The following is a 16744-nucleotide window of genomic DNA, read 5'->3' as shown; positions in this document are numbered from 1 at the left end:
AGTAAAACGTTTTTAATATTGGAGATAAAAATCCTTAAATGGTTAAATATAGTAATTAGTAAACAGTTAGCAGCAAACAGTAAACAATAAACAGTCATCAGTTAACAACTTGTATCTCGTATCTTGTCTACTTGTACCTTTCTTCAAAAGGTAACAAACGTAACAGTTTCTTTAGCCTTCGAGCCCTTTGTGCCTCCCGTCGTGTACTTAGTGGTTAAATCTCTTTACCACAAGGGGCACAAAGATTTACACAAAGAACACTTTTTTCAGTAAACAGTTAGCAGTAAACAGTCAACAATTAGAACTCCTTTATACTTATTACTTAAAACTTTCTGCTTATCCCAATGTTTCAAAGAGCTATCAGCTAACAGCTATTGGCTCTTATTATATAGATAAAATTATATAAATAAAGTAACACTTGATTTTTAGTACTATACCGGATCTACATCGTAGTGCAGGAGAATGGCTTTAAACTCTGTATTTGCGAATACAGCCGATTGGTGAAAGAGAATAGATTCCCTTACTTTCTGTATAGATGCATTATTCTCAATTTTTAGAAGAATGTTTCGGATATATAAGGACTGAATGCGTGATACGGGTGGTTTACTAGGACCTAATATCCGTTCACCAAAGGATTGTCTTAATGCTTGTGCCAGTTGTGTGGCGGCATTTTCTGTCAGCCTTTCGTCCCGTCCTCTTATGACAATGGATATCAGCCTGAAAAAAGGAGGATAACGAAACAATTTCCGTTCCTCTGTCTGTGCCAGATAGAATGATTCGTAGTCATTGTGCTTTACAAAGTTGATAATGGGATGGGATGGATGCGCTGTTTGCAGTAAGACGAGTCCTTGCTTATTCTTACGCCCCGCGCGTCCACTGACCTGAGTAATGAGTTGGAAAGCTTTTTCATAAGCGCGGAAATCCGGATAATTTAGCAGGTTGTCGGCATTCAGTATCCCAACAATAGACACATTGCCGAAATCCAGCCCTTTCGATACCATTTGTGTACCAATCAGGATATTTGTCCTGTTATCTTCGAGTCGGGAAATAATATGTTCGTAGGACTTTTTCCCCCGTGTCGTATCCAAATCCATACGTGCAACAGCCGCTTCCGGAAAAAGAGTGTTCACTTCCTCTTCAATACGTTCCGTACCATAACCCAGAAATTCAAGTGTCGGAGTTTTACATTCCTCGCAAACATCCGGGACCCGGTATGTAGACCCGCAATAGTGACAGACAAGCATTCGCTGTCCCTTGTGGTAAGTAAGGCTTACATCGCAATGGGAGCAACGCGGCGTCCATGAACAGTTTTTGCATTCAAGTAAAGAAGCGAAGCCGCGCCTGTTCTGGAATAGTATGATCTGCTCTTTCTTCTCCAAAGCTTCCTTTATTTTGTCTATCAGAGGAGGGGATAGAACTGATTTCATCTGCTTCTTGCGTCTCAGTTCCTTGGTGTTGATAACAGCTATCTGAGGGAGTTCGATATTCTCATGCCTTTTGGTGAGCCTTACCAGGCCATACCTTCCCGAAAGGGCATTGTAATATGTCTCTATGGAAGGGGTGGCGGTACCCAGTAATACTTTGGCGCTATATATATTTGCCAATACAATGGCGGCATTGCGGGCATGGTAACGCGGAGCAGGGTCTTGCTGCTTGTAAGAGCCTTCGTGTTCTTCGTCTACAATGATAAGTCCGAGATTGGTGAACGGTAGGAATATGGCAGAACGTGCACCCAGTATGACCTGCGTTTCCCCGTCTTTCAGCAGCCTGTTCCATGTCTCGGCCCGTTCGTTGTCGTTGAACCGGGAGTGATAGACGGCCAGTTTATTACCGAATACGGTTTTCAGGCGGTTAGTGATCTGCGTTGTCAGCGCTATTTCGGGTAACAGGTATAATACCTGTTTGCCTTTACTTATAGCATCTCTGATAAGCCGGATATATATTTCGGTCTTACCACTGGAGGTTACTCCGTAAAGTAAGGTGGTGTCTTGTTCTTTGAATAACTTTGTGATTTTCACATAGGCCTGCTGCTGATGGCTGTTCAGCTCATATGCGGACTCGATGTCGGTCTCTCCATAATCGAAGCGGCTGATTTCGATATCATACACTTCAAGTATTTTCTTCTTTGCCAACTCGGATAATACGGCGGGTGATGCGTCGGTATCTTCCAATAGTTGCTTCTTTGTGATAATCGGGTTGTTTTCCTTCAGATGAAGAAATGCTGTCAATAGATGCTGTTGTTTCTTTGCTCTTCCCAGTTCGTTGAGTACATCATTGAGTTCTTCATCGGTATATGACCTAGTTAGCCTTACTGCTGAAAGAGTTTTTGCAGAATAAGCATTTCGGATGTTCTCATTTATATATGCCGCTCCTTTATCTGTGAGAGATTTGATGGCGGGAATAGCGTTTGCCAAACCGGCCTGCTTTTCTATTTCGGCAATTGTGGATGCCTTTTCCGGCGACAGTAAGTAGAAGACCTTTTGCTCATTTGGGGTCAAAGGTTCTGTTGCTTCAAAGTCCGGATTAAGAAAGACATGAGTCTCACTTTCCAGCTTCAGCGCTGATGGTAGGGCTGCACGGTACACATCACCTAGCGAACACATATAATAAAATGAAACCCACTCCCAGAATTTCAACTGGAAGGGGGTTACTATAGGGTAGTCCTCCAAAGTGGAGACTATATCTTTGATCGGTGCTTGTTTTTCTACCGATTCGTATGTGCGGAAAACTATCGCCGTATAAAATTTCTTCTTCCCGAACTGTACAATTACCCTGCTGCCTTCGTAGACCGTATCGGCCAGTTCCGGCGGAATAATGTATGTGTATAGTCCCTGTAAAGGAAGCGGTAATATTACGTCGGCGTATAATGTCATTCGTTAGAATAAGTATGCAAGACTGACTGTCCAGGTTTGTCTGTCTACTTTTTTGAAATCTTTAGCTGCCTCTTGATCGTAAGTGTCGGTGAATTTATAACGGTAGTTCATTCCCAGGTCGAGGTGGCTTAATAAGCTAACACCTGCACCTGCAATAAATCCTGTCTGGAATCCTTTTTGGTCGTATGTCTGATCTTCAATTTTCAGTTCGCCGCCGCCTACTTTCAGATTACCGTATACACCAGCTGAGAAATATATGCCGGCAATGCCGAAAATAGAGAATCTTTTCTTCAGGCTGATAGGCACAGTCAGATAACTGAGGTTTGATATATCACCTTGTTTTTCGTTGTTGTCTACATTATAACCTTTGTTTCCATAGGCTAATCCTGTTTCTACACCAAAACCTGTTAGCGGTACGTTTAGTTCAAGAGTTCCGCCGACTTGGAATCCGACACGGTTTTTTACGTTCAGTATACTAGAATTTACTTTATGATCTGCAACATCGATTCCCCCTTTTAGTCCATATCTGATTATCTGGGCAGAAGATGGATTGATGCTAGTTATAAATAAGAGTAATAACAGGCCTAAAGGCAAAAAATACTTAGTTTTCATAATGGATTTCATTTTTAATTATACTATATACTATAACAAATCGGAATATATATAGTTTTATTGCGGCACAAATATAGGAAAAAGAAAGAGATTTTGATTTCCTCCTTGTTTGCGAATGATGTGGATATTGAATTAATTTATATCTGGTGATATGTTATATTGGAAGTAAGCGGCAGATTACTCTAAAGCATTTGTGAAAACAATTTTGTTTTTTGCGTTGTTCTAACTCTATGTAGAATATATTGCTAACCCTAAAAAAACTTTATTATGTCCAACCATGATGAAAACTCAAACAATGACTCCTATTTGGATAAAAGGTTAGGAGCACCGATGAAGAAAATTGACGGACTGAGCAGTGATAAGAAGAGAGCAGAGTCGGAGCATCTTCATGCTTTTAGAGAAGATGTAGATAAAGACCAAAATAGCCGGGAAAATAAGGAATAAGAAGAATGCTTAATTAGAATAATTAAATGTCATGGATGTATTAAAATATTTCTTTATATCAGTTGGCGTTATATCGATATTGTTGTTTCTTACTTTATTGATTGTAGGCGTAAAGGTCGTTTCAGCCATACTTTTATATGTTGTTGGCGCAATCGCAGTAATATCCGCGATCGGATTCATCATTTTCTATATTGGAAAATGGACTGGTAAAAATGAATCAAAATAGATTTACTTCTGGTCAATAGTTTCACTGAACTTGGTTGTATGGGATGGCGAAAAAACTCATTTCATATAGCTTGCTCTGTCCTTGAGGCTAGGTGGGTTTGGTTTTCTATCTAAGTTCGATATTCCCAGTTATGGTGAAGCTAAAAACTAAATAATAAATAGAGGATAGATTAAATATTTATCTCTCTTTATTATAAAATAAAATCGACCGAGTATCTATTTGATAATCAGTCGATCTTTTGATTTTATTTGTAGCACAGCCGGGAATCGAACCCGAATCTAAAGTTTAGGAAACTTCTATTCTATCCATTGAACTACTGCGCCGACACATTTGCCATTTGCAAATCAGATGCAAAAATAAGAGATTTTCCGACATATGGCAAATAGAATCTATAATTTCACGTTCTTAAAATGAAAACGTATTATGTGAAACTGTACTAAGTTGAAGACGGATTTAACTATAAAGCTTTATTAACAGGTGTGAATATATGGCAATTGGATACAAAAACGTATCTTTATACCCAAATATCAAAAAATATCAATAACGAAAAGCGTAAGTAGAAACCAAATTAGTTAAAGTATTGTCTCAATCTACTTTACTTGCTATTTAATAAAAACTTAACGAAATAGTAAATAGGTCTGTGACCTTAAATAATAAAATATAAATGTTTCAAATAAATGATACGATAGTCGCATCGGATATAATAGAAGAGAATTTTTTGTGTGATTTATCGGTATGTAAGGGAGAATGTTGTGTAGAAGGAGACTCCGGCGCTCCCCTCGAAGATGAAGAAGTAAAGATTATCGAAAACCTGTTGCCTCAGGTTTGGGACGACTTGTCTCCCGCAGCTCAGGAAGTAATCAAAAAACAAGGTGTAGCATATAAAGATACTGATGGCGATATGGTAACTTCCATCGTCAACGGGAAGGACTGTGTGTTTACTTATTATGATGAGAAAGGAATTTGTAAATGTGCCATAGAAAAAGCCCATCGCGAAGGACGGGTAGACTTTTACAAACCCATCTCCTGTCATCTATACCCTATCCGTTTAGATAAATACAGGGATTTTACAGCGGTCAATTATCATCGCTGGCGGGTATGTAAGGCTGCTGTCCTGCTTGGGAATAAAGAAGGCTTGAAGATATACCAGTTTCTGAAAGAGCCTCTTGTTCGGCGGTTTGGCGAAGACTGGTATAAGGAACTTACTTTGGTTGCGGAAGAATATAAAAAGTCAGTAAACAGTGAAAAGTAAGCAGTGTATAACTCTTAATTATTAATTCTTAATTAATCACAATGCATCCTCTAACTCAATTTAAATATTGTCCGAAATGCGGTTCAAATCATTTTGTAGAAAATAATTTCAAGTCGAAGCGATGCGAAGATTGCGGCTTTATCTATTATTTTAACTCATGTTCGTCTACTATTGCCATTATAATAAATGATGATAAAGAATTACTCGTGGCCACACGGGCGCATGAGCCGGTAAAAGGCACATTGGATCTCCCGGGCGGTTTTGTGGATATGGAAGAGACAGGTGAAGAGGCTGTAGCCAGAGAAGTTATTGAAGAAACAGGGTTGGTTGTGGAAAAGGTTGATTATTTGTTTTCCATACCCAATAAATATGTGTATTCAGGTTTCGAGGTGCAAACATTGGATCTTGTATATAGATGCTTTGTGAAGAATATGGAAAATCTGAAAGCCGAGGACGATGTAGCTAAACTCGAATTTATAAAGATATCGGAATTGAACCCCGAATTGTTTGGGTTGTTATCAGTAAAGGAAGTAATAAAGGAAATACAAAAAATGAATATATGAAAAAACTACTAGTAGCTTTAGGTCTTGCATTAAGTATGCAATTTGCTTATGCGCAGAAATCCGTATATACGGAGTTGCCCGGCAGGCTCTTTACGCAAGGTAAGGAGATGTTTCTGGATAATAATTATGTAGGTTGTATTAATTCATTGGAGGAGTTCGTGAAGCAATCGCAAGATGCCAAACTTCTGCCTGAGGCCGAGTATATGATTGTCAGTTCCATGTACTATCAGGGAAAAGCCGGAGATGCAACGCTATTGAAAGATTATCTTGAAAAATACCCGTCTACATATCATCGCAACCAAATATGTTTTTTCATCGGATCGACTCATTTTGCCGAAAAGGAATGGCAAAAAGCATTGTACTGGCTTTCGCAGGCAGACATGGATTATCTGGATGTAAAAGAACAGGAAGACTATAGCTATAGAACTGCCTATGCCAACTTACAGGCCGGAAACAGGAATGAGGCAAAACGCCTTTTCGGATTACTTACCCGCAATAGTAGTAAGTATGCCGAACCTGCTTCCTATTATATGGCATACGCTAATTTTCAGGATGGAGAATACGAACAGGCTATCCCGATTTTCCGTAAATTGAAAAACAAGGGAGAATATAAAGAAAGCGCTACTTTCTTTTTGGTTCAGACTTCATATTTGCAAGGCAATCTGAGCGAAACCATTGCCGAAGGACGCGATTATATTGCGACTTACCCGGGTAGTACGAATACGGCAGAGGTTTACCGCCTGTTGGGAAACAGTTATTACCGTCAGGGAGACGCCCGTAACTCGATAGTCAGTTATGAGAAATATCTGGAGAGTGCAACCACTACCTTCCGGGATGATATGTACCAACTGGCAGAAGCCTACTATCAGACAAATGCTCATGGCAATGCGATAAATGCATTGAAACGGGATGTGGCTTCAACGGATGATTTACTCGGACAAGCAGGGTATATGCTCTTGGGACAATCGTACCTGAAAGTAAATGATACGCCGAATGCTATAATGGCGTTCGATGCTGCTGCACGTACACAGTTTAATAAAACAATAAGTGAAGAAGCCTTATATAATTATGTAATGTTGATGAATCGTGGAGGAGGTTCGGCCTTCGGACAGGCTATAACGGCATCTCAACGCTTTCTTACGGAATATCCGTCATCGAAATATACAGATGAGGTGAATGAAGCACTGGCAAGCACGTTGCTGTCTACAAAGAACTACAACACGGCGCTTTCCGCCATCAATAGCATACAAACTCCGGGTAGGCAAATTTTGGATGCAAAACAATTGATCCTTTTCCAATTGGGTGTGCAGGAATCCATCGACGGACAATATGATGCTGCCCAGCGTGATCTGAACGCTGCCATCAATATGGGTAATTATAATGCCGAAGCACGGAACGAAGCTTACTTCTGGCGTGGTGATCTGGCTTACCGTAAAGGTAACTATTCAGCTGCTGCCCGCGATTATTCTTCTTATATCGCTCAGGCATCTACCAAGCAACAAAACTATCCGCTCGCTTTGTATAATCTGGCATATACTGATTTTCAGCAAAAGAATTACAGTAAGGCACTGACTAATTTCAAGAAATATATATCTGCGGAAACCAATCGCCAGTCGCCGAACTATCCGGACGCATTGAACCGTATAGGAGACTGCTACTTATATAACCGTAATTTCTCTGATGCCGAAAGCTATTATTCGCAGGCAGTAAATGTAAATCCCGCAAATGCGGATTATTCTGAATTCCAGAAAGCATTTGTACTTGGTTTGCAGCGAAACTATAACGGAAAAGTTTCTGCTCTGAATAATATGATGACAAAATATCCTAATTCTCAGTATTATGACAATGCCTTATTCGAGAAAAGCCGTGCATTGGTGATGTTGAATAAGGAACCGGAGGCCATCTCCGTTCTTGAAAAACTGCTGAAAGAATATCCTAAATCAAATCTGGCACAAAAAGCAGGAGTGCAATTAGGACAATTGTATTTCAATACAAACAACCCTCAGAAGTCGATAGCTGCATATAAGGAAGTTGTAAATAACTATCCTAATTCGGAGGAGGCGCGTACTGCTATACAAAGTATGGAAGGGGTATATAAAGATATAAATGATATCGGTTCTTACGCATCATATGTAAACTCTCTGGGTAAAGGTACTGTCTTATCAGCAAGCCGTCAAGACTCGTTAACTTATCTTGCCGCGGAAAATGTATATATGAAAGGTCGTAAAGACGAATCTAAGACTGCACTCAACAGATACCTGCAAACGTATCCTAATGGAGTATTTGCGAGTGATGCCCACTTCTATTTAGGCAGTATGGCATTCGAAGCTAAAGACTTTACTTCAGCACTGGGTAACTTTAAGGAAGTGATAAACAGTAATAATCCGAAATATATTGATGACGCATTGATATATGCTTCGGGGATCGAGTTTGACAGAAAAAATTATGAAGCGGCATACGGTGCATACGAACACCTGAACATGGTAGCCTCGAAGAGTGAAAATAAGGATGTAGCCCAACTGGGTATGTTGCGTTGTGCTTACTTGATGAAGAAAGATCAGGATGTTGTTGCTGCTGCCGATAAGTTGTTACAGAATAAAGCGCAAGGAAGTGTGGCTAACGAAGCCCGCTTTTACAGAGGTCAGTCATTGAAGAATCTGGGACAGTCCGAAAAAGCGATTGCAGACCTACAGGAAGTCGCAAAAGATACCCGCAGTGCGTTTGGTGCAGAATCCCAATACCTGTTGGCTGATATATATTATCAGGCCAATTCGTATGATAAAGCAGAAAAGCAGATACAGTCTTTTATGAAAGAGGGTACTCCGCACGAATACTGGATGGCTCGTGCTATTGTACTATTGTCGGATGTATATGCGGCTAAAGGCGATAAATTTCAGGCTCGTCAGTATCTCGAAAGTTTGCAGGCAAATTATAAGGGACAGGAGACTGATTTGACAGAAATGATTTCATCACGTCTGGCAGCTTTGAAGTAATTATGAAAATGTACAAAATTGAAAAACGAAGAACAATGAAAACATTATATAAATCTGTTTTTGTCATAGCATTAGGTATTATAAGCCTGACCGCAACAGCCCAAAAAGATTCTACCCTGATCCGTCAGGTACTGCTCGAACGCGATTATAATCCGACATTACAGGATGCATCGAAGGTAAATACACAACCTTCTATTTATTCTCCGGTAATAAAAGCAAAAGAACTGAAATTTGTGAGTACTGTGCCGCAAATAACACTGACAAATAATAAACTGGGAAGTGCTGCTCCAAGTGATATAAACACAGGAGTAGATTATAGTAAGAAACGCGGTTACCTTATATTGGGAGCCGGGAATAATTCGAATCTGGAAGGTGCATTCGGATACAGACTTGTCAATGGAGATAGAGACCGTTTAGATATATCTGCAACTCATAGCTCTACTAGTGCAAATGTAGACTATATAAATGCCGATCCGTATACGATGGATGAGGCGAAAGCGAAATATTCGGCAAGTAAAGTAAACCTGAAATATCAGCATATGTTTGATCCTTCGGTATTGTGGTTCGATGCATCGTTTTATAATACTTCATATAATTACTATGGCAATCCGTTTATTTCCAATACATCTTCTGCGATATATCCGTTCGATATGGATTCGCGTCAGAATGTAGATATATTTAGCATAGGAGCGGGGTTAAAATCCAGTGATAAGAATGAGGGGATATTGAAGTATAAAGGAGGTGTCCGTTATCAGAATTTTAAAAGTAAGTATGGTATTTATACGAACCAAGACGGCCCTAAGGGTGGTCAGTTGGATTTGAATGCGGACTTCTATACAGAATTAGGCTCAGACAGAAGTATCGGAGTGAAAGGCTTTATAATGAACCAGTCGTTCAGTAGCAAGAACGAAACCTTCGATAAGGATGCTTTCCATAGTTTTACCAACATTACGGCTACTCCATATATTAAGTTTCAGGGAGGTAACTGGGATGCTGACCTGGGTGTAAATGTGAGCGGAATGTTCGATACCAAGACTAAGGTATTGGTGAGCCCGAATGTAAAGGCGGCTATCCATATTAATGATGTGAACACATTCTACGGAGAGGTAACCGGAGGAGTAAATAATAATACCTACCTCGATGTTTTGCAAGAAAACAGGTATGTAAATCCTATTGCACGGGTAGAATATTCAAAGACTTTGTTCGATGCGCGCCTAGGCTTTAGATCTGGAGTTGTCAGCGGATTCGAGTTTGATATATTCGCAGGATATAAAAAGACAGATAAAGACCATTTGTATTTGGCAGAGTCATTGTATAATCCGCCGGCTGACGGGGGCTATGCATCGGATGTAATGATGTGGGGCAATGTAGGGACACCTTTATATGCCAATGTAGGAACAGGACACGTGGGTGGATTGCTGAAGACAAAACTCATACCATATACAGACTTATCTGCTAAGATTACCGCTTACTTTTACGATGTGAAGTATGCAAACGGAAATGTGACATTGATAGATAAAGATCTCTATTCGGAGAAAAAAGCGTGGGGACGTCCAACATTTACAGCCGAACTAAATGCAGACATTAAACCGATAGATAAACTGACATTCTCATTGAACTATCTGTATGCCGGAGGTCGTAAAACAGTGTATAGTAACTATATGGTACCAGTTGTGGAAGTTGTTAAGATGAAGGATATAAATGAACTTAATTTCAGGGGTGAATATCAGGTGACAGATTGGTTATCTGTAAATGCAAAAGTAAACAATCTTTTGTTCCAGAAATATGAGTTGCAATACGGTTATGCATTACAAGGGTTTAATGTATTAGGTGGGCTGAGTTTCAAGTTTTAACTAGGTATAGGATCCGATTGAACAGTATTCATAATAAGTATGAATCTTATAATAAAAGAGCCGCAAGATTAATCTTGCGGCTCTTCATTGTTTTATATTCTGAATCTCAAAACTCAGCATTATTCGGTGTCCGTGGAAAAGGAATCACATCACGGATATTAGCCATACCTGTAATAAACAGGATTAAACGCTCAAATCCTAAACCAAACCCGGCATGAGGAGCCGTACCAAATTTACGGGTTTCCATATACCACCAAATTGGGTCTGTATTCATATTCAATTCCTTAGTCCGGTTTACCAACTTATCATAATCAGCCTCACGTTCCGACCCTCCGATGATTTCTCCAATCTTAGGAAATAGTACATCCATACCGCGCACAGTCTTACCATCTTCATTTTGCTTCATGTAGAATGATTTGATTTCCTTCGGATAATCAGTCAGTATGACAGGGCGTTTGAAATGCTTTTCTACCAGATAACGTTCGTGTTCCGACTGGAGATCAGCTCCCCAATATACCGGAAACTCAAATTTGTGCCCGCTCTTTTCCAATATCTCTACACCTTCTGTATAAGTAAGGCGGACAAAGTCATTGGCTATAACAAAGTTCAGACGTTCGATCAGCTCCTTGTCAAACATTTCATTAAGGAATGCAATATCATCCTTGCAGTGCTCAAGAGCATAGCGAATCAGATACTTCAGGAAGTCTTCCGCTAAATCCATGTTGTCATGGATGTCGTAGAATGCAACTTCGGGTTCTATCATCCAGAACTCAGCCAAATGGCGGGGTGTGTTGGAATTTTCGGCACGGAATGTAGGGCCAAATGTATAAATAGCACCCAGAGCCATCGCTCCCAGTTCACCTTCGAGCTGTCCGGATACAGTCAGGTTTGTCTGTCGACCGAAGAAGTCTTCTGTATAGTCAACCTGCCCGTCTTCTGTACGGGGGACATTATTGAAATCTAATGTAGTTGCCTGAAACATCGACCCTGCACCTTCAGCATCTGAAGCTGTTACAATTGGCGTGTGGAAATAGAAGAATCCCTTATCGTTGAAATACTTGTGTATAGCATAAGACATATGGTGACGAATACGGAATATTGCACCGAATGTGTTTGTGCGTGGACGCAGATATGCTATCTCACGCAAAAACTCAAGAGAATGTCCCTTTTTCTGCAAAGGATATGTTTCAGGATCAGCTGTTCCGTACACTTCAATTGTGTCGGCTTGTATTTCCGCGCTTTGTCCTTTCCCTTGCGATTCTACCAATGTACCTGTCACATGGATACAAGCTCCTGTTGTTACAGGTTTGAAAAAGTCATCTCCAAACTTCTGTACATCGGCTACAATCTGCAGATTATGGATTGTCGATCCATCATTAAGGTGGATAAAGTTTACATATTTATTACCACGGATGGTACGCACCCAACCTTTTACATCAACTACAGACCCAAACTGAGGGTCTTTAAACAAATCTACAATCTTTGTTCTGCGAATACTCTCCATTTTTATACAAGTTACTAGCTACGAGTCATAAATTATGATACGGAATCATTGATAGTGTATTCCATTCATAATTTATGACTCATAATTTATAATTTATTCAAATGCTCCCATACGAAGCATGTTCACTTCTTTTTCTGACAGGTAGCGCCATTTTCCACGAAGTACGTTCTTTTTGGTAAGGCCGGCAAAATATACGCGGTCCAGTTTCATTACCTGATAACCAAGTTTCTCGAATATACGACGTACAATACGATTGCGGCCCGAATGTATTTCTATACCGACAACGTTGAGTACATCCTCTGCCTGGTATGCGATTGAGTCGGCATGTATTTCACCATCATCAAGTTCTACACCATCGGCAATAGCCTGCATATCTTCGATAGCTACATCGCGGTCAAGTGTTACCTGATAGATTTTTTTCTTCTTAAATTTCGGATGCATCAGCTTAGATGCTAAGTCTCCGTCATTGGTAAGCAAAAGTACACCTGTTGTGTTTCTGTCCAGACGGCCAACCGGATAAATACGTTCCGGACAAGCATTTTTTACCAGGTCCATTACGGTCAAACGGTTTTGAGGATCATCTGATGTAGTAACACAGTTTTTAGGTTTGTTCAGCAGAACATATACCTTACTTTCGAGGCGTACCGGCTGATCTTGGAATGTTACTAGATCACCACGGGTAACTTTAGCTCCCAGCTGATCCACAACTTCACCATTAACCTTCACTACACCTGATGTGATATAAGCATCAGCTTCGCGACGGGAACAAACTCCGGCATTAGCCAGATATTTATTTAGTCGTAGAGGCGTATTTGGGTCGATGTTTTCCTTATATTTAACTGGTTTTACCAGTTTCTTTACACCACCGAAAGAAGGGCTGTAGCCACCTCCTGCTCCACCTCTGTTGTCGCGATTTCCGGCCGGACGACGGTCATAGCCTCCTCCGCCTCTGTTGTCTCGGTTACCATAAGATGAACGATTGTCTCCGCCTGAATATCCACCTCTGTTATTAGAGTAGCCTCCTCCTCCGCTTCTGTTACCGGAATAGTTGCCACCACTTCTGTTTCCAGAATAGTTACCTCCACCCCTGTTGTCGGAATATCCGCCTCTGTCTCCGGACTGGCGGTTCTGATTTCCATACGAACTATTTCCGTATGAACGGCGTTCTCCGCCTTCAGTCCTATCGTAAGAAGGCCTGGATGGTCTTTCTGAGTTATAAGAGCTACCTTGGCGATCTTGTCTGTCGCCACCGGTTTTATAAGGATTTCGATCCCTGGAGTCGCGGTCTGTATTCACATCATAAGCTTGTTTGCGAAGATCACCTACACGCGCACGTTTCTTTTTTACAGGTTCTGACCCGTTTTCATTGTTTTCTGATGATGAGTAGCCCTCCCGGCTTTCTCTATCATTTCCATTGTCTGTCACCATTTTTTCCTTTTTGTTTAAATAATATACAAATACTTCTTTTATAACCTCACGGTTAAGTTCATTTTATACACCAGTGTAAGAATGCGGTGTAATTTTTCTCAGTTCATTTTTCACGGTTTCACTTACATTCAGCCCCTCAATAAACTCGGCGATTGATTCGGCCGTAATTGTACTGTTGGTTCTGGTAAGAGCCTTCAGTGCTTCGTAAGGTTTTGGATAGCCCTCACGGCGTAATATTGTTTGAATTCCTTCAGCTACAACAGCCCAGCAGTTTTCCAAATCGTTATATAAGGCATCTTTATTTAATAACAATTTATCCAATCCTTTTTGTGTGCTCTGTATAGCTATTACAATATGTCCCATAGGCACACCTACATTTCGCAAGACTGTAGAATCAGTCAGGTCACGTTGAAGGCGGGATACGGGTAGCTTAGAAGACAAATGCTCTAATATAGCATTTGCAATTCCCAGATTTCCTTCCGCATTTTCAAAATCAATCGGGTTTACCTTGTGTGGCATAGCCGATGAACCTATTTCTCCTTCTTTAATTTTTTGTTTGAAATATTCCATCGAGATATACTGCCAGAAATCCCGGTTCAAATCGATCATTATAGTATCAATTCGCTTCAGAGCATCAAAGACTGCAGCCAGATTGTCATAATTGGATATTTGTGTTGTCCATTCTTCTCTGACGAGTCCCAGTTTCTCCGATACGAATTTATTCCCGAATGCTTTCCAGTCATATGACGGGTAAGCTACGTTATGTGCATTATAATTCCCTGTTGCTCCACCGAATTTAGCAGATAAAGGAATGCCTTTCAGTAATTGCAATTGGCCTTCGAGCCTGCTCGCGAATACCATTATCTCTTTACCCAAACGGGTAGGAGAGGCAGGTTGTCCATGGGTTTTCGCCAGCATGGCTATATCAGCCCATTCGTTCGCCTGATTTTTTAGCTTGGCGATAAGATCCTCAAGCATCGGATAGTATACATCATTCAATGCATCTTTTATCGAAAGCGGGATAGAGGTATTGTTTATATCCTGTGATGTAAGGCCAAAGTGTATAAATTCTTTATATTCCTGTAAGCCTAATTTGTCAAATTCTTCTTTAATGAAGTATTCGACAGCTTTTACATCATGGTTGGTAATTTTTTCAGTATCCTTGATGCGTGTCGCATCACTTTCTGAAAAACCGGTTACGATATCTTTCAGTTTTCCAAAAACAGCCTTGTCTATATTTTCCAGTTGAGGGAGAGGTAATTCACATAATGCGATAAAATACTCTATCTCTACTAATACACGATATTTAATCAATGCATATTCTGAAAAATAATTAGCTAGTTCTTCTGTTTTATTACGATAACGTCCATCTATCGGTGAGATGGAAGTTAGGGGTGTTAGTGTCATTACGTTGCCAGAAATTTTGTGTTTTTAATCAACTTAGAAATTTATTTTCGATATCACTATTTACTTATAATTATTATACAAATATATAACAAATATATATGTGCAAGTGTTTTTACAAAAGGAAAATATTCATTTTTTCATCTTTTTTAAATAGTTTCTTGTTCCTCGTAGGAAACCCTTGTTAAAAATCAAGATATTTATTGATTTCTTCCGCTAAAACAAGGATGTAGAAGTGTTCTGCTTCGACTCTTCTTAAAAAACAAATATCCCTTTCACACCCTTTAATAATTGTTCAGAATTTTTACTATCCGGTATAATTCGTCATCGGCCAATGATGGATATAGCGGCAGGCTTAATACTTCATTTTGCATTTGTTCTGCTACAGATAGGTTTAAGTCTGCCTGTCTGTAATACGCGGGCTGCTGATGTATAGCTATGGGATAATGTATTTGAGTCTGAATACCTTTGTCGTGCAAGTATAGCTGAAGCCTTTCTCTATCGTTTGTCCGGATTACATATAAATGAAAAACGTGACTTAGGCTATCTTTATTGTCCGGCAGTATAATATTTACATTCTTAATATTCGCAGAATAATAGGCTGCGATTTCTTTCCGCCTTTGATTATCTCTATCCAGATATTTTAGCTTTACTGATAATATTGCTGCCTGTATCTCATCGAGACGGGAATTTAGCCCTTTATATTCATGCATATATTTTTTGTCGGAGCCATAATTGGATAGGCTACGGACGATCCGAGCCAGTTCTTCATCGTCAGTTGTTACAGCCCCTGCATCACCCAGAGCTCCAAGGTTCTTCACCGGATAAAAACTGAATGCTGCTGCATTTGCTAAGCTTCCTGTCTTTTTGCCATTGTATACCGCACCGTGTGCCTGCGCAGCATCTTCTATCAGTTTCAGGTTGTGTTGTATTGCGATTTGTTTCAATTCAGCCATCGCTGCAATTTGTCCGTATAAGTGGACTGCTATAATCGCTTTTGTCCTGGATGTAATCTTTTCTATTACAGATTCAGGAGCAATATTGTATGTTGCAGTGTCACAATCGGCAAAAACCGGTATGAGTCCACACTGAGATATAGCCAAAGCCGTTGCAATGAATGTATTTGCAGGGAGAATTACTTCGTCTCCTTCCTGCATTACGCCTTGTTCCATATAGGCCATTAGTACGAGGCGGATAGCATCAAGTCCGTTGCCTACACCTACACAGTGCTTTACTTCGCAATAGGAGGCAAACTCTTTTTCAAAGCTGGATTTTTCCTCTCCCAGGATATACCAGCCTGAGTCTATCACGCGCGATACAGCTTCTTTTATCTCAGATGCATATCGGTCGTTTTCCCGTTTTAGGTTGAGGAAAGGAATTTCCATATAGAAACTAATTAAGAATTAACAATTAATAATTCGCAGCAACTCAACTTTCAACTCAAAAAGTAACAAAGGTAACACTATTTACAGTTAACAGTAAACAGTTAGCAGTCAACAATTAGAACGACTTTATACTTACTACTTGTTAAAAGGTAACAAAAGTAACACTTTTTTCACTCTTCTACGTTGTTACTTTTGCCTGTTCTATTT

The 16744-nt window shown here is 40.0% G+C and carries 12 protein-coding genes and 1 tRNA gene; 5 read left to right on the top strand and 8 right to left on the bottom strand.

The window, feature by feature from the left end:
* Positions 1-431: 431 nt before the first annotated feature.
* Both priA and QZL88_RS07390 read right to left on the bottom strand, forming a co-directional pair.
* The gene (priA, locus tag QZL88_RS07395) at positions 432-2873 is read right to left on the bottom strand and encodes a primosomal protein N' (RefSeq protein WP_296939679.1); all 2442 of its coding nucleotides are present in this window, start codon (positions 2871-2873) and stop codon (positions 432-434) included.
* Between the two features lie 3 nt (positions 2874-2876).
* The gene (locus QZL88_RS07390) at positions 2877-3485 is read right to left on the bottom strand and encodes a porin family protein (RefSeq protein ID WP_296939677.1); all 609 of its coding nucleotides are present in this window, start codon (positions 3483-3485) and stop codon (positions 2877-2879) included.
* Positions 3486-3752: 267 nt separating this feature from the next.
* Between QZL88_RS07390 and QZL88_RS07385 the strand changes: the two genes are divergently transcribed.
* On the top strand, positions 3753-3929 hold the full coding sequence (locus QZL88_RS07385; RefSeq protein WP_296939676.1) for a hypothetical protein: 177 nt from the start codon (positions 3753-3755) through the stop codon (positions 3927-3929).
* 9 nt (positions 3930-3938) lie between these two features.
* Here the strand turns inward: QZL88_RS07385 and QZL88_RS07380 are convergent, their stop codons facing one another.
* A complete protein-coding gene (locus QZL88_RS07380; RefSeq protein ID WP_296939673.1) occupies positions 3939-4112 on the bottom strand; it encodes a hypothetical protein in 174 nt (57 codons plus the stop codon).
* A 294-nt stretch (positions 4113-4406) separates the two neighbouring features.
* Positions 4407-4478: transfer RNA gene (locus QZL88_RS07375), tRNA-Arg, on the bottom strand.
* 341 nt (positions 4479-4819) lie between these two features.
* Here QZL88_RS07375 and QZL88_RS07370 point away from each other — a divergent pair.
* Genes QZL88_RS07370 through QZL88_RS07355 form a run of 4 tightly spaced genes read left to right on the top strand, consistent with a single transcriptional unit; the run spans position 4820 to position 10816 of the window.
* Positions 4820-5407, top strand: coding sequence for a DUF3109 family protein (locus QZL88_RS07370; protein WP_296939671.1), 588 nt, complete (start codon positions 4820-4822; stop codon positions 5405-5407).
* A 41-nt stretch (positions 5408-5448) separates the two neighbouring features.
* On the top strand, positions 5449-5970 hold the full coding sequence (locus QZL88_RS07365; RefSeq protein ID WP_296939669.1) for an NUDIX domain-containing protein: 522 nt from the start codon (positions 5449-5451) through the stop codon (positions 5968-5970).
* Positions 5967-8963 carry a tetratricopeptide repeat protein gene (locus tag QZL88_RS07360; RefSeq protein WP_296939668.1) on the top strand — a complete coding sequence of 999 codons (2997 nt, stop codon included), beginning with the start codon at positions 5967-5969 and terminating at the stop codon, positions 8961-8963. Before QZL88_RS07365 ends, QZL88_RS07360 begins: the two co-directional genes overlap by 4 nt.
* Positions 8964-8998: 35 nt before the next feature.
* Positions 8999-10816 (top strand): hypothetical protein, encoded by a 1818-nt coding sequence (locus QZL88_RS07355; protein WP_296939665.1) that lies wholly within the window; start codon positions 8999-9001, stop codon positions 10814-10816.
* Between the two features lie 106 nt (positions 10817-10922).
* Here QZL88_RS07355 and asnS read toward each other — a convergent pair whose 3' ends face one another.
* From asnS to QZL88_RS07335, 4 genes are all read right to left on the bottom strand, one after another.
* Complete coding sequence (asnS, locus tag QZL88_RS07350) at positions 10923-12320, bottom strand: asparagine--tRNA ligase (protein WP_296939663.1); 1398 nt, start codon at positions 12318-12320, stop codon at positions 10923-10925.
* A 93-nt stretch (positions 12321-12413) separates the two neighbouring features.
* Positions 12414-13748, bottom strand: coding sequence for a pseudouridine synthase (locus QZL88_RS07345; protein WP_296939662.1), 1335 nt, complete (start codon positions 13746-13748; stop codon positions 12414-12416).
* 63 nt (positions 13749-13811) lie between these two features.
* Complete coding sequence (purB, locus tag QZL88_RS07340) at positions 13812-15155, bottom strand: adenylosuccinate lyase (protein WP_296939660.1); 1344 nt, start codon at positions 15153-15155, stop codon at positions 13812-13814.
* A gap of 281 nt (positions 15156-15436) precedes the next feature.
* Entirely contained in the window at positions 15437-16537 is a 1101-nt protein-coding gene (locus tag QZL88_RS07335) for a DegT/DnrJ/EryC1/StrS family aminotransferase (protein ID WP_296939657.1), read from the bottom strand.
* Between the last annotated feature and the right edge of the window lie 207 nt (positions 16538-16744).

The organism is uncultured Dysgonomonas sp., from assembly GCF_900079725.1.
Classification (GTDB): domain Bacteria; phylum Bacteroidota; class Bacteroidia; order Bacteroidales; family Dysgonomonadaceae; genus Dysgonomonas.
Note: the sequence above shows the minus strand (reverse complement) of the source record. Positions and strands in the feature narration are given on the sequence as shown.

Excerpts from the sequence above, each read along its gene's own strand:
- QZL88_RS07355 (WP_296939665.1), top strand. The coding sequence starts at position 8,999 with ATGAAAACATTATATAAATCTGTTTTTGTCATAGCATTAGGTATTATA.
- QZL88_RS07380 (WP_296939673.1), bottom strand. The coding sequence starts at position 4,112 with ATGATGAATCCGATCGCGGATATTACTGCGATTGCGCCAACAACATAT.
- priA (WP_296939679.1), bottom strand. The coding sequence starts at position 2,873 with ATGACATTATACGCCGACGTAATATTACCGCTTCCTTTACAGGGACTA.
- QZL88_RS07335 (WP_296939657.1), bottom strand. The coding sequence starts at position 16,537 with ATGGAAATTCCTTTCCTCAACCTAAAACGGGAAAACGACCGATATGCA.
- purB (WP_296939660.1), bottom strand. The coding sequence starts at position 15,155 with ATGACACTAACACCCCTAACTTCCATCTCACCGATAGATGGACGTTAT.
- QZL88_RS07390 (WP_296939677.1), bottom strand. The coding sequence starts at position 3,485 with ATGAAAACTAAGTATTTTTTGCCTTTAGGCCTGTTATTACTCTTATTT.
- QZL88_RS07385 (WP_296939676.1), top strand. The coding sequence starts at position 3,753 with ATGTCCAACCATGATGAAAACTCAAACAATGACTCCTATTTGGATAAA.
- QZL88_RS07360 (WP_296939668.1), top strand. The coding sequence starts at position 5,967 with ATGAAAAAACTACTAGTAGCTTTAGGTCTTGCATTAAGTATGCAATTT.
- QZL88_RS07365 (WP_296939669.1), top strand. The coding sequence starts at position 5,449 with ATGCATCCTCTAACTCAATTTAAATATTGTCCGAAATGCGGTTCAAAT.
- asnS (WP_296939663.1), bottom strand. The coding sequence starts at position 12,320 with ATGGAGAGTATTCGCAGAACAAAGATTGTAGATTTGTTTAAAGACCCT.
- QZL88_RS07345 (WP_296939662.1), bottom strand. The coding sequence starts at position 13,748 with ATGGTGACAGACAATGGAAATGATAGAGAAAGCCGGGAGGGCTACTCA.
- QZL88_RS07370 (WP_296939671.1), top strand. The coding sequence starts at position 4,820 with ATGTTTCAAATAAATGATACGATAGTCGCATCGGATATAATAGAAGAG.